The sequence below is a fragment of the Longicatena sp. 210702-DFI.1.196 genome (assembly GCF_020563125.1).
GTDB classification, from domain to species: domain Bacteria; phylum Bacillota_I; class Bacilli_A; order Erysipelotrichales; family Erysipelotrichaceae; genus Longicatena; species Longicatena caecimuris.
In genome coordinates, this window is the sequence record NZ_JAJCPX010000032.1 from 22,023 (window position 1) to 35,123 (window position 13,101).

General features: G+C 35.2%; 15 protein-coding genes. 12 read left to right on the forward strand and 3 right to left on the reverse strand.

Translation table 11 applies throughout. The features are described 5' to 3' along the window. Positions 1 to 126: 126 nt before the first annotated feature. The 4 genes from LI241_RS15840 to LI241_RS12120 are packed head-to-tail and all read left to right on the forward strand — an operon-like array spanning position 127 to position 2,412. Positions 127 to 261: a hypothetical protein gene (locus LI241_RS15840; protein WP_008690044.1), complete on the forward strand. Its 135-nt coding sequence runs from the start codon at positions 127 to 129 to the stop codon at positions 259 to 261. After that, on the forward strand, positions 258 to 1,232 hold the full coding sequence (locus tag LI241_RS12110; RefSeq protein ID WP_008690042.1) for an alpha/beta hydrolase: 975 nt from the start codon (positions 258 to 260) through the stop codon (positions 1,230 to 1,232). The genes LI241_RS15840 and LI241_RS12110 overlap by 4 nt, the downstream gene beginning before the upstream one ends. 16 nt (positions 1,233 to 1,248) lie before the next feature. Beyond that, a complete protein-coding gene (locus LI241_RS12115; RefSeq protein ID WP_008690040.1) occupies positions 1,249 to 2,190 on the forward strand; it encodes a S9 family peptidase in 942 nt (313 codons plus the stop codon). A gap of 45 nt (positions 2,191 to 2,235) precedes the next feature. Continuing rightward, entirely contained in the window at positions 2,236 to 2,412 is a 177-nt protein-coding gene (locus LI241_RS12120) for a cysteine-rich KTR domain-containing protein (protein WP_008690039.1), read from the forward strand. Between the two features lie 93 nt (positions 2,413 to 2,505). On the opposite strand, the gene LI241_RS12125 is transcribed toward LI241_RS12120, so the two are convergent. Then, a complete protein-coding gene (locus LI241_RS12125) occupies positions 2,506 to 2,940 on the reverse strand; it encodes a hypothetical protein (protein WP_008690036.1) in 435 nt (144 codons plus the stop codon). 51 nt (positions 2,941 to 2,991) lie between these two features. Here LI241_RS12125 and LI241_RS12130 point away from each other — a divergent pair, with 51 nt between their 5' ends. The 8 genes from LI241_RS12130 (at position 2,992) to LI241_RS12165 (ending at position 10,280) form a co-directional block, all read left to right on the forward strand. Further along, entirely contained in the window at positions 2,992 to 3,522 is a 531-nt protein-coding gene (locus LI241_RS12130) for a DNA alkylation repair protein (protein WP_008690035.1), read from the forward strand. Between the two features lie 493 nt (positions 3,523 to 4,015). Next, positions 4,016 to 5,311, forward strand: a complete 1,296-nt coding sequence (gene ltrA, locus LI241_RS12135) for a group II intron reverse transcriptase/maturase (protein ID WP_227151331.1) — start codon at positions 4,016 to 4,018, stop codon at positions 5,309 to 5,311. 562 nt (positions 5,312 to 5,873) lie between these two features. Then, on the forward strand, positions 5,874 to 6,026 hold the full coding sequence (locus tag LI241_RS12140; protein ID WP_008690033.1) for a hypothetical protein: 153 nt from the start codon (positions 5,874 to 5,876) through the stop codon (positions 6,024 to 6,026). A gap of 404 nt (positions 6,027 to 6,430) precedes the next feature. Continuing rightward, complete coding sequence (locus LI241_RS12145) at positions 6,431 to 7,189, forward strand: class I SAM-dependent methyltransferase (protein WP_008690029.1); 759 nt, start codon at positions 6,431 to 6,433, stop codon at positions 7,187 to 7,189. Between the two features lie 167 nt (positions 7,190 to 7,356). After that, positions 7,357 to 7,974, forward strand: coding sequence for an SAP domain-containing protein (locus tag LI241_RS12150; RefSeq protein WP_008690028.1), 618 nt, complete (start codon positions 7,357 to 7,359; stop codon positions 7,972 to 7,974). A 133-nt stretch (positions 7,975 to 8,107) separates the two neighbouring features. Continuing rightward, positions 8,108 to 8,572 carry a helix-turn-helix domain-containing protein gene (locus LI241_RS12155; RefSeq protein ID WP_008690026.1) on the forward strand — a complete coding sequence of 155 codons (465 nt, stop codon included), beginning with the start codon at positions 8,108 to 8,110 and terminating at the stop codon, positions 8,570 to 8,572. Positions 8,573 to 8,811: 239 nt separating this feature from the next. Next, complete coding sequence (locus LI241_RS12160) at positions 8,812 to 9,075, forward strand: iron chaperone (RefSeq protein ID WP_368668982.1); 264 nt, start codon at positions 8,812 to 8,814, stop codon at positions 9,073 to 9,075. A gap of 683 nt (positions 9,076 to 9,758) precedes the next feature. Then, entirely contained in the window at positions 9,759 to 10,280 is a 522-nt protein-coding gene (locus tag LI241_RS12165; protein ID WP_119957642.1) for a helix-turn-helix domain-containing protein, read from the forward strand. 288 nt (positions 10,281 to 10,568) lie between these two features. Here LI241_RS12165 and LI241_RS12170 read toward each other — a convergent pair whose 3' ends face one another. Beyond that, positions 10,569 to 11,264, reverse strand: coding sequence for an aspartate/glutamate racemase family protein (locus LI241_RS12170; protein ID WP_008690015.1), 696 nt, complete (start codon positions 11,262 to 11,264; stop codon positions 10,569 to 10,571). Positions 11,265 to 11,489: 225 nt separating this feature from the next. Further along, positions 11,490 to 12,728 carry a hypothetical protein gene (locus LI241_RS12175; RefSeq protein ID WP_008690013.1) on the reverse strand — a complete coding sequence of 413 codons (1,239 nt, stop codon included), beginning with the start codon at positions 12,726 to 12,728 and terminating at the stop codon, positions 11,490 to 11,492. Positions 12,729 to 13,101 lie beyond the last annotated feature (373 nt).

Here is a 13,101-nt window from a genome sequence, read left to right on the forward strand (position 1 = left end):
TCAATACACCTCTTGATTACTTAAATATTTGACGATACAATAATAACGACGAAATAAATGTATCATCATTATAATGCGAACAAAAGCGCATGTCAATAGCGAACAAAAATATCAGGAGGAAAGAAAATGTCACTTACGATGAAACGAGCAATCATTATACTGGTTGTCATGGTCATTGCTTTTGTACTCGGAAGACTTGCCGTCCGTGCCGTTATGAACCTACTGCTCGGCGGAACGATGTTCGGAGGTAATTTTCTATGAGAAAGGGTACAAAAAAAGGTATGAAAACAGGAGCGTTTGTTTTTCTGTGTATCGTGGTTTTTATCGTCACATTTGTAACATCCATAGTAATTAAAATAAGCTATAAATCTCCCGAAATGCAACAATATTCAGTGCAATGGAGCGATGAGATTGGAACAGTCCGAACAGACCTTACATACGGAGAGAAACCCGCAAATGAATTCGATTTGTATCTCCCTGTTGATGATAGCAAGGAAAGCTACGGTTTAGTTGTATATCTCCACGCAGGCGGATTTACAAGCGGCGATAAAACGGATGACAAGGAAATATTACAGTGGCTTTGCTCCAAAGGCTATGTTGCAGCCGGAATTAACTATACCTTGCGTGATGACGCTCATCCTGAAGCAAGTGTTCTTTCACAGTCGAACGAAATTAAAGAGAGTATTCCGTTTGTGATAGAGGAAGCAAGAAAGCTCGGATACAATATTGACCGTATGGCTACGGCAGGCGGATCAGCGGGCGGATGCCTTGCTTTGATTTATGCTTACCGTGACGCATCTTCTTCTCCTGTACCTGTAATGATGGCGTTTGAAGGGGTAGGTCCTACATCGTTTTATCCCGAAGATTGGAAATGCTATGGTTTTGACCAAAACGCGGAGGCCGCCGCGGAAATGTTCAGCGTGATGACAGGCAAAGAGGTTACGGCTGAAATGTTCGGCACAGCAGAATATGACGAACTTGTCAAGGATGCTTCAGCACTCCTGTGGGTAAATGAAGATACTGTTCCAACGGTTATGGCATATGGTCAGCACGATAAATTTCAGCCTTATGAAGGCTCTGTTCGTCTTGACAAAGCGTTGACCGAGAATGGAGTTCCCCACGAATATATCGTGCTTCCTCATTCGGGTCACGGTTTGCAGAACGACAACAGGCTGTATGCCGAATATATGGCGAAGGTCGAAGAATACTTGAATAAATATATGAGCGAATAAAGGAGATAGGCGGGGTATGAAGAAATTGCTAAAAGTTTTACTTATCATTTTTTTGGTAATCGTGGTACTTGTCATTGGTTTAGTCATTTTTCTGACCATCGCATCAGGAAAACAAAACGCACCGAAAGAATATTGGAATGCAATAGCCTCAGAAGGAACTATTGAAAAGGAATATAACAAATTAGGTAGTTACGAATTTGAATCTAAGGTTTATGATGCTCCAAAAGTGGATTCTCATGATAATAATTTTGTGGTGTATATGCCGAAAGAGGAAGGTACATATCCGCTTGTTGTTATGGTAAATGGTTCAGGAACTCCATGGGATAAGTATAAAGCAGTTTTTGAACATTTTGCAAGTTGGGGCTATGTTGTTGTAGGATGCAATTACGAAATAAGTTGGGACGGAAAACACGCATCTGAAACACTTGACTTTGCACTAAATACAAAAGAAATTGCCGATAAAGTAGATACAAGTAAAGTTGCAGTTTGTGGGCATTCTCAAGGTGGCGAAGGAGCATTTAATGCAGCCTTAGAATACGATAACTCTGATATGTATAAAGCAATTATTTCATTAAGTCCAACAAATCAAGAATTAGCATTAGGACTTAAATGGGGATTTAATCTTGATACGGATGATATGTATGCTTACAGATTAGAAAATGTAACAATACCGACAATGATAATTGCAGGGACTGGAAAATTTGACAGTGAAACAGTAACGCCATTGTATAAAATGGAAGATATGTTTGAGCAACTGAATACAGACGTTGTAATGGCAAGGCTAAGTAATAATGTTGACCATGGGGCAGTTTTATATGAGGCAAATGGATATGTAATCGCATGGCTTGATTACTATCTAAAAGGAATTGAAACCAACGGAACGGCATTCTTTGGGAATGAAGCTGAAATCAAGAACAACACAAGGTATCAGGACTTCACTTCGCAGAAAGTTAAATAATGCTGTTTGCGTGGAGAATACTAGTTTTCATTGGAGAGAACGGTGATGAACACGAAAACAGAATGGATACTATGCCCTGTCTGCGGCAACAAAACCCGTGACAGACTGCGGGAAGATACCGTATTAATAAACTATCCCCTCTACTGCCCAAAATGCAAACAGGAAACGCACATCAATGCAAAGGGTTTGCAGATAACCGTCATTCAAAAGCAGGAACGCTGACAAGACTATGTATGCCGCCGTGTATGGGTAACACCATAGCGGCGGTTTTTCTTAACATAAGAATGTCTCGCAAAGCGTGGCATTCGTTGTTTTCTATCGGCTGTTTCTGTCAAAGGATTTCTTTCTGCGTTGCTGCTGTTTGCCCTGCTCCTGCAACTGCCTGAGCCTGTTTCTGACGCTCTCTTTTTCGGGCGATTTCTGCGGTCTGCGCTTTTCCTTGACCTGTCGCTCCCACTCGGCAAAACTGCGGTTGTACTGTTCTACAACGGCTTCCGCCTCTCGGTAGGTTGCCATAAACGCCTGCACATCGGGATAACCGTCCTCTTTCAGAATATCGGGCAGCTTGTCAAGCCTTTCGGAGATTTCGGCTTCGGTCTGCTGTATCTGCTCGGTAAGAGCTTTTCGTTCCTTGCCCTTGAAAATCCCTGTTGTCTCTGAAAGCTGTGTTCTCAGCTTGGGCAGAACATTGTCCTGCAAATTTCTAATCCCTCTTGCTTCGTCCTGTACCCGTATCATCAGGTTTTGCATAGTTTGGAACTCCGCCATATCAATATCAGGCGTGGGCTTTGGCGGCATACCGTGTTCACGGATAAGGTTTTGCAGGAAGTCTTTTGCTCGACTTACGATACTGCGGAAAAGATTGGGAAGCCAGCCGCTTTTGCGGATAGAACTGCTTACTTTGTCGTGTATCTCGCTCTGCTTGACCTCCAAAATCCTTATACAGTTTCTAATGATGATAATTGGAGAGTTCAAGAAATATTAGCAAAATCATTTGATGAGTTCTGTAAGAAAAAAGGATACGAAAATGCTATTCCAATAATTGATGAATGGTTGAAAAACAGCAACCCTAATACTCGACGGGCTGTTACAGAAGGTTTAAGAATTTGGACAAGCAGACCTTATTTCAAAGAAAACCCTATGGAAGCGATTGAACGATTAGCTGATTTGCGAGAGGACTCCAGCGCATATGTTAGAAAGTCGGTAGGTAACGCTTTAAGGGATATAAGCAAAAAATATCCAGAGCTGATTAAAACCGAACTGGATAGTTGGAAGTTGGAAAGCAAAGAAATCAATCAAGTATATAAATTGGCAAATAAGTTTGTTAAATAACAAATTCCAGTTGTGCGCCCAGCTAAGGGTGTGTAGTCAAGCCGGTGGGAATCCGGTTTATCCAAGGTTTAGCCAACCAGATAATAGCGAGTCTTGGGATGATGTCGGTAACGCATCTGACAAGCGTAGACAGCAAGAAAGCAGGGTTGAATAGTGATTGAGCTTCGAAATGTTAACTTCAGTCGGTCGACGTCTTAACTGGTGCGGAAGACAATACCATGTAATACGATATGGCGAGTATTATGTGGCACTGCGGAGTCAGAGAACCAATCATGTTTTTACATTGTGAATACACATCAACTGGGGAGAACCTGCCGTTTCTCGAAAAAGAGTATGAAGTCACAACTGAAAACGGAGGACTTCAAATGAATGGCAGGTAGTCGGACAATCTCATAGTACTGTAGATATCGGGTAATGCCGATGGAGGGAAGGGGATTGCATAGTAAAGGTCTTACTGAGGACACATTATCCGTACTCAGGGACGGAGGAAATAATGGAAACGAAATTAGTAAGAATAGCTGAGATATCGGCAAAATCAAAACATCCTATATTTACATCAGTGTACCATTTGATAAATGAAGATATGCTAAAGCAATGTCATAAGGAATTAGATGGGAGCAAAGCAGTCGGAATCGACAAGGTAACCAAAGATGAGTATGGGAAGAACCTTGACAGAAATGTCAAGGATTTAGTACAAAGGCTGAAAAACAAATCCTTTAAGCCACTTCCATCGCTGAGGGTATACATACCTAAAGGAAATGGAAAGAAACGACCATTAGGGATTGCTTCCTATGAAGATAAGATTGTACAAATGGCAGTGAAGAAAATACTGGGAGCTATTTATGAACCGAGATTCCTAAACTGCATGTATGGATTCAGACCGAATAGGGGGTGTCACGAAGCAATAAAAGAAGTATACCAACGGATAAGCTATGGAAAAATCAGCTATATCGTAGATGCCGATATCAAAGGTTTCTTTGACCATATCGACCATGATTGGATGATGAAGTTCCTTGAAAGGAATATACAGGATAGGAACTTATTGTGGCTAATACGTAAATACCTTAAAGCAGGAATAATGGAGCAAGGAAAATTCGAGCCAACAGAGGAAGGTTCGGCACAAGGCTCAGTAATGAGTCCGATGCTTGCAAATATATACATGCATCATGTGCTGACGCTGTGGTTTAAGCTGGTGGTGCAAAGGGAAATGCAGGGAGAGTGTTTTCTCGTCAACTTTGCGGATGATTTTGTTGCAGGATTTCAATATAAGTCAGAAGCTGAAAGATACTATAAAGAATTAAAGGAACGAATGGAAAAGTTTGGACTGGAGCTGGAAAGTAGTAAAAGCAGACTGATTGAATTTGGGAGATTTGCAGAGCAGAATCGTAGAGCAAGAGGAGAATGTAAGCCTGAAACATTTGATTTTCTGGGATTTACCTTCTACTGTAGCAAAACTCGAAAGGGAGGTTTCGTGCCAAAGGTACAGACTTCAAGAAAGAAGTTTGAGCAAAAGGTTAGAGCATACAAGAACTGGATTTACGATAATCGAAATCGACCAATGCGAGAAATAATTAAAGAGTTGAATGTAAAACTAATTGGACACTATCGGTATTATGGTGTTACATGGAATTTTCGGAAGATAACAACATTCCTGCATAGAGTACAACAGTTTCTATTCAAAGCCATGAATCGGAGAGGTTGTAGACGGGCATACACATGGAATGGATTTGTGGAAATGCTCAAGTATTACCCGTTAGCAAAACCTAAAACGTACTATTGTTTATATTGAAGCGAATGTTACTATGAGGAGCCGTATGCGGGAAAGCCGCACGTACGGATCTGTGAGGGGCTAAGATTGAGAGGTCTTAGTCTACTCGACTGATTGCTTTCAGGTATTCAATTATAAACACCATTTCAGCATTACTTTTCCTTTATTTGATAGTCATAGATGAAGATGTGTTTAACTGAATGATATAATGACTGGATAGGAGATAATATTCTTTGAATCGAAAACTCTTTGCTTTTTATAAAGCTAATTGAGTGTATTTACATATCACTCAAAATGATTCTTTATATCTCATGCCAGTTCATAGTTTGATGTTATAAAGTTGAAAGATTACATGGAATTTTTAGTTGTCAATATTACTTTAAGTTATTTTAATACATATAACTTATTTAAGTACTATGATATAAATAAGTTTATATTGAACTTGTTTAAGTATTGTGATATATGATAATGAACTACTATAAAGAGATTAGAATTTCTGATTCTAAACTTGGTGATGATAAAGTAAAATTAGCGAGAATATAATATAGGGGAAAAGGTAATTATATTGATGAGATTCTGTTAAATGGATCTAACATCAACGAGTTCTGAAATATTCATGCGAAGATTTATGAATAGTAAAGTGGTAAAAGCAATAGATAATGAAAGTATCTTGCAAATGAATTTACAACCAAAAGATATTAAACAAGTTGAAGAAGAATATAAAAAAGATCAGTAAAATATACAAAAAATGAAATGTATTGGATAGGGTATTTATATAGATATTTTTCATATACGTATGAATTATCATCGATTAGAGTCTATAAAATTGTAAAGCCGAAAGAGTTTAGAGGATTATTTTTACCATATCATATACTTACCCCTGAGCAAGCAATAGAACGTATATTGGAAGCAAAAGGTATGATGTTAAATTTAGAAGATGAGATAAACAGACAGTTTGAAATCTATAAAAGAATAAGAGATAATTCTTATAAGAAATATAGATATAGTCTAGTGTTCAAATAGGAACACTGTTTTGAAATCTTGTATTCTTGTTTATAAGTGTCATAATAGATTTAATTAAAAGAACTGATATGAATTTAGTGTTAAGTATATCGTTATAAATACACAGAGGATGTAAAAATGAAAAAGAAGATATGGAAAAATCCAAATAATCTTAATGAATTAGAAGTCGATGAAAATTGTTTAATAGACAATAGAACTGGGGAACGATTTGTTGAAGATGAAAACGGAATTATTCAATTTATTCAAAAAGAGGAAATAGAAGGTTCAAATAAAAAGAGCACGGATTTTTATAATAGTTTTGCGCCATTCTATGAGATAGGTCAAAAGATATGGTACAGTTTTTTTGGTGGTGAAGAAAAAGCACGGATGGATTACTTAAACTATCTTGATATTAAAGAAAATACAACGGTATTAGAAGTATCTATTGGGACAGCAGCTAATGTAAAATATCTAACAAGAAATGCAGATTATTACGGAATAGATATATCTATGGGGCAACTTCTTCAAAGTGTAAAAAATAAAAATAAATATAAGCTATCGATTACATTATGTTATGCAAATGCTGAGAGTTTGCCATTTAAAGATAATTCATTTGATGTTGTTTATCATATTGGTGGTATTAACTTATTTAATGATAAACAAAAAGCAATTTATGAAATGGTTAGGGTTGCAAAAAAAGGTGCTAAAATCATGATTTGTGATGAAACAGAGAAAGTTGCACAAAAATATGAAAAACTGCCTTATTTTGGAAAGCCATTCAAAAATAGAGAAAAAATAGTTCCACCTATTAAACTGTTACCAGAAAATGTTGAAAACATAAAATCAATTGAGATAAGAAAAGGAACGTTATATATTATTACTTGCAATAAAAAATGATTTTAAAACACTAAAACGGTTGTATTCAATAAAGTTGAGAGCTAATTTTTAGTTTATATGATTTTAGGCGTTCAAATAGGAACAGTTTTTAAAATCTTGTATTTAGGTTTATAAACTGTCATAATAGATTTTATAAAAATCAAATTTGGATTTGTGAAGGTGGAAGAATGGTAGAAAATAGACCTAATTTTATAAATATTAATTCATTTGAGGAGTTCAGTAAATACTATTGGTATCGTGAAGAACTCTCACAAATATGTAAATCAATAGGATTGGAGTATAGAGGTACAAAGCAAGAACTTATTTATAGTATTGAGCAGTATTTTAAAGGTAATCTGATAAAAAAATCTTCAAAACAAACTAAGTATGCTCAAGTAGATGTTGTAACTTTGGATACACCATTACTTGAATGTGGATTCTCTTTTAATGCTAAATTTAGAGAGTGTTTTTCGACTTTAACAGGCATTTCACCTTTTAAATTTACCGCAAATATGGCCGCAGCATGGAGAAAAGTGAAAAGTGAAAAAAATATAGCGTTTACAATACAAGATATGCTGAAAATTTATTATGGCGAATTGAACTATGCCCAATATGATAAATCAGTTTGTCAGTGGAATCAATTTTTAAAAGATTTTTGTGCAGATGAAAACAGTGTAAATTATTCTAATAAATTAAAAGTAGCATCTATTCTTTGGAAAGAAGTCAGAAATTCAACAGAAGAAAAGACTTATTCTAAAGAACTTTTAGATATCTATTTTGATAAAATAAAAGAGTACCAGAAATAGTTAAATTCTTATTTAACAAAAAGGATAAGTTATAAGTTGTTTAATCAACCAAAGGTTGATTATTGTATAGTCGACTCATTGTGTATAGAATTAATATCTTCTGTATGATATTTTGGATTAGGAGGTGACAAGAATGAATCAAATTCAAATTGGTAGGTTTATAGCTGATTGTCGGAAAGAATCAAATATGACACAGCGACAGATTGCTGAAAAATTAGGCATAACAAACAGAGCAGTTTCAAAGTGGGAAACCGGTAAAAGTATGCCAGATGCATCACTTATGCTTGAATTATGTGAAGCATTACATATTAGTGTAAATGAATTACTCTGTGGAAAAAGGTTAAATGAGCTTGAGGAAAGAAAAGAATCTGAACAAAATACACTAGCTATGTTTATGGCCAAACATGAATTAGAAAACCTACGTGTTTTAACAGAATTACTTATATTTATAGGAATCATTATTACAATGACATTGACATCTGCTGTGGCTAAGACTACAATACAAAAAATGATAACACTAGCAGTAGGGTGCTTTGTTTGGGGATATGGAATTTATATGAGAATAAGGCTTGGAAAAGCAATAAATAGAATTAACTAGCATTACAATCTATGTGATTTTGGTTGTTTTAAATTTGTATGCAAGTTTATAAGATGTCATAATAGATTTAATGAAAGAATAAATAGAATTTACGGAGGAAACAATATATGTGGATGTGCCCAAGATGCGGCAGAGAATTTAAAAGAACGAATCAAGGTCATTACTGTGGAGAAGCTCCTAAAACAGTATTAGAATATATAGATACGCAACCTATAGAAACACACTCCCACTTAAAGGAGATGATGAATGCAATACAAAACAGTGTCCCTTGTGTAAATGAACGTATATTATGGAGTATGCCATATTATGAAAAAGAAGGAAAATCCATCTCATTTTCTGCTTGTAAAAAGCATATCAGTTTTTATGTAGGAGTTGAAACTATTGAAAATTTTGCATTAGAGTTAAAAGGACTTGTCACTAAGAAAAATGCTATTTATTTTCCTTATGATAAAGCATTACCTACAGAATTGATTGAAAATATTGTAAAATGGTGTTTAGGCTGATTTGATAACTTTTGGTTTGCTAATTTAATATAGAATGTACAAGAAGCGGTTTGCTATATGATCAACCGTTTTTGAAATAATAAGGCATTTACGAGATATCTTAAATATTTTTAATGAAGGTCCATATATTACCGATTATGTCAAAGCAAAGGATTTCATATAGCGACCTTGGTTTTTAAGAGTATAGTACAATTTTATTATCTTTATAGCAACCGTATCCAAAAGCTAGCTATTGGAATTATAATTTAAATGACCCAATTGAAATATCAAAACTTTTTGATAACTTCTATAAGGGTGACAAATCTCGCCATAAAGATTCCACAGGGTTGGGATTGTCTATTGTAAAAGAAATTTGTCTTATCTTGCATTGGGAGATAGAGGCCAGACAAGAAGACGATGATGTAATCATCCAGATTAACACAAATAACAATTCAATTTATTTAGAGGAAAAAGATGTTTAGAAAAGCTTAGCGATATCACATGAAAAAACGTGTTGTTAAAAACATTAAGATTGCAGTTGTTAAATTCGCAGGATGTTGCTGAGATGATCATCATTGCACTTGCATTTTCGTATAAAAGGAATTCTTGAGGCTTACTTGGCTTTAATATGTTAAAATGCATTGCTTGTAGCAATAGGGTGGATTTCTTATAGTGGTATTAGGACATGAGAAAGGAGCCTAGAAATGTTAAATGAAAATATTAAGGCAATTAGAAAAGCGAAGGGGCTTTCACAAGAAGAGCTTGCAATCAAATTGAATGTTGTGCGTCAAACGATATCAAAGTGGGAAAATGGATTATCCGTTCCAGATTCGGATATGCTAATTTCAATTTCGGAAATTTTTGAAACACCAGTTAGTGCATTACTCGGTGAATCGATTATTGAACAAGAGGCTGATGATGTAAAAGTAATAGCAGAAAAACTTGAAGTTATTAATTTACAACTGGCAAAAAGGAAGGAAACAAGGCGGAAGATTTTGCATTGGGCCTTTATCACATTGTGCTTATTATTGGTAGTGACTTTTGTGTTTTTCCTCACATTAAATAGTGCCTATCTAAATTGGGATTACGGTAATCCAGAAACGGCGGTTCAGGGAGTTGGGGTTCATATCTTTGAGTGGATGTTTATCAGGATCGCACCAGTGGCAGCTGTGATTGCTATTATCGGTGCTATTTTGACACGAAATAGAAAATTACATGGACTATAGAAGAAAAGAATAAGTGGAAATAACAGGTGTTCTTATTTGAACACCTGTTATTTAAAACTAGTTCAATGAATTCTCATGATTAGCAATATATTGCATTTGTTAGCAAATAAATGGCGGTATGATGCAGTGATTAAAGTTGTTTTGTAAATAAAGTTGCTTCTTGCTTTACAATTAAAAAAAGAATACAGATACTATATAAACTTAAATATATTAAGATATCATAGAAAAAGGTTTTCACGAATCGATCTTATTGATCATAGCGAAAACCTTTGACTATTTGTATAAAAATCATCTTTTTTGCTTGTGAAACATTTCAAGTGTATAGTCGATGGCGATTTCTAAGGGATCTACAAAGCGTTCATCTAATTGCTCACGCTCTTTTAAAATCGATAATTCTGTACAAGCTAAGATCATACGCTCAACCTGCTGTTCTTCCATCTCTTTGATGATGCTGATTAATTTATCCTTATGAATAGGTTTACCGGCTTTAATATCATCATAAATTAAAGACATAACATGTTGTTGATTTTCCTGATTTGGGATGACCCATTCTAACTGTTGTGACTCACAGCTTTTCTGATACAATTGGCTTTTTATTGTACCATCAGTCGCTAATATTCCAACTCTTTTTATGCCTTCTTTTTTTAATCGTTCTGTCGTATGGTCAATCAAATGGTAAATAGGTGCATGACTTACCTTTTGAAATTCATCATAGAAAAAATGCGAAGTGTTACATGGAATCAAAATGAGTTTTACCCCAATCTGATTGAGTAAATGCAGATCTTCCATAAAATAAGGAAGAGGATTATCATTTGTATGATCTAAGATATAGCTCGTGCGATCAGCAATCTCGGCATGATTCAATATCACCATATTTAAATGGTCCTGATCGGTAGGTGCCTTGGTTGCACGTAATATTTTTTCATATAGGTATGCACTCGCTTCTGAGCCGACACCACCGATAATACCTAGTTGATAATTCATGGAGCACCTCCTATCCTGCCCTTAATAGTATCATACATCAAAAAGGGAAACAATATGACAAAATAAGAAAACGTTTAAGAAATTAGAGAGCTTATTTAAAAGTTTTGACTACTAAGGTACGATCCACCTGAATGTGAAAAAGAAAAAAGGGGGAGGTCATTCTTGTGCTCTAATGAATAGGTTACTAGGATGATAATAAAAAAACAGCAAGAATGCTGTTTATGATTAAATCCCACGTTTATTGAAATAGAGCTTATACTTTTTATAAGCCATATGATAAAATCGGCGGATCATGACGGCGCGGAATAAGGAGCGATCTTCTTTATATAAAAGTGTTGTGTCATATTTCTTTTCTTGAATTAATTGCTTTACCTGTGCATAAGAATCCTTAGAAACATACTTCAACAACAATTTCGGTGGTATATGGAGCCATAGATATGGATTATCGTGATAATGTGTTTCCATTTGCTTATGTTCAATCAAATCATCAACAAGATATTTTACTAGATTACATCCAGACGCAGTTGTGAAATAGCTGCTGCGACCTTGTCGGATATTGATTTCGAATACTTTGAATTTACCATCACGGACATCATATTTCATATCAAAATTAGAAAATCCAGTGTAGTGCATATCTTCAAGGAATTTCTGATAGCGTGCATATACCTGTTTATTTGCTTGTTGGACGATTGCATTGTAATTGCCAATACCATGTGGTGTATAATCTTCACTGACACAATGTCCAAGGCACATCATTTTTACTTTACCATCGCGATCAGAGTAGCTGTTTAAGACATACATTGTACTGTCATCACCTGGAATGAAGTCCTGAATGATCATGCTGCCGGTATAGCCGGCATTGTATACCGCATCTAGGATTTGTCTTAATTCATCCATATTTTCAGCACGGTAGCCTTTTTTCTTTCCTTCAAATTCCAGATCTACATATTCGATAGAATTGCTGGCTTTCGCCGCTACAGGAAAGTCGAATGGTAGAGTGAAGTTATCTTTATTTGCTTTCGTTATAATAAAAGTTTTTGGATAGTCGAGTCCGTATTCTTCACAAATCTGATAGAAATCTTCTTTATTTTCTAATTTTTCTTTCATTTCATTGGAAATGTAATTTGTCACAAAATAGTTATCCAGAACATCGCGGTGATTAACAATCAGTTCGGTATAACGGTCTCCGCAAGCGATGAGCAGTAAGTGCTCATAATATTGATGATAGGTCTTACCTACTTCTTCAATATATTTAACAAAGTTATCATCATGATCAAATTCATGAAAGGTCATTACTTTTACAATGTTACTTTTTTTTGTTTCTAATAAAGGAGCTTTCCCTAAAGAGAGAGATGTAATTCCATATTCTTTATGGAAGGATTTTGCTATTCCATAGGCATTGGCGTCGGTACCTAAGATGACTGGTAGAAACTTGCGGTTGGTGTTTTTTACTAGAATATCCATATTGTAGTTTTACCTCTTTTCTATATTCAATGTAGTTTATCGTCCATGTGATCATATTCGTTGTTATTTTCATACATCTATATATTCACATTGCGTTAATCATTATAGCATAGTTTTGGTTAGAGGTTTTAATAAAATCTTAAAGTATGATGAATTCAGGGCATGAGTATGTAATGTTTTTAAAAGATAGGATTAGGAGGGGGAAAAGATGCTATGTGAATTGTTTAGGATAGGGAGTTATCAATAGTGAGAAAACTTCTTTTTTTAATGAATAACTGTGTAAACGTTTACATAAAAGGTGAGTAAAAAAAGCCTTTTAAAAAGTGAAAAAAATAAAAAATAAGCGTTGACATGAAAGATAAATTGATGTATT

Coding starts and splice junctions, on each gene's coding strand:
- ltrA (WP_227151331.1), top strand. CDS start 4,016: ATGGAAACGAAATTAGTAAGAATAGCTGAGATATCGGCAAAATCAAAA.
- LI241_RS12125 (WP_008690036.1), bottom strand. CDS start 2,940: ATGCAAAACCTGATGATACGGGTACAGGACGAAGCAAGAGGGATTAGA.
- LI241_RS12145 (WP_008690029.1), top strand. CDS start 6,431: ATGAAAAAGAAGATATGGAAAAATCCAAATAATCTTAATGAATTAGAA.
- LI241_RS12110 (WP_008690042.1), top strand. CDS start 258: ATGAGAAAGGGTACAAAAAAAGGTATGAAAACAGGAGCGTTTGTTTTT.
- LI241_RS12140 (WP_008690033.1), top strand. CDS start 5,874: ATGGATCTAACATCAACGAGTTCTGAAATATTCATGCGAAGATTTATG.
- LI241_RS12115 (WP_008690040.1), top strand. CDS start 1,249: ATGAAGAAATTGCTAAAAGTTTTACTTATCATTTTTTTGGTAATCGTG.
- LI241_RS15840 (WP_008690044.1), top strand. CDS start 127: ATGTCACTTACGATGAAACGAGCAATCATTATACTGGTTGTCATGGTC.
- LI241_RS12165 (WP_119957642.1), top strand. CDS start 9,759: ATGTTAAATGAAAATATTAAGGCAATTAGAAAAGCGAAGGGGCTTTCA.
- LI241_RS12160 (WP_368668982.1), top strand. CDS start 8,812: ATGATGAATGCAATACAAAACAGTGTCCCTTGTGTAAATGAACGTATA.
- LI241_RS12150 (WP_008690028.1), top strand. CDS start 7,357: ATGGTAGAAAATAGACCTAATTTTATAAATATTAATTCATTTGAGGAG.
- LI241_RS12175 (WP_008690013.1), bottom strand. CDS start 12,728: ATGGATATTCTAGTAAAAAACACCAACCGCAAGTTTCTACCAGTCATC.
- LI241_RS12155 (WP_008690026.1), top strand. CDS start 8,108: ATGAATCAAATTCAAATTGGTAGGTTTATAGCTGATTGTCGGAAAGAA.
- LI241_RS12120 (WP_008690039.1), top strand. CDS start 2,236: ATGAACACGAAAACAGAATGGATACTATGCCCTGTCTGCGGCAACAAA.
- LI241_RS12170 (WP_008690015.1), bottom strand. CDS start 11,264: ATGAATTATCAACTAGGTATTATCGGTGGTGTCGGCTCAGAAGCGAGT.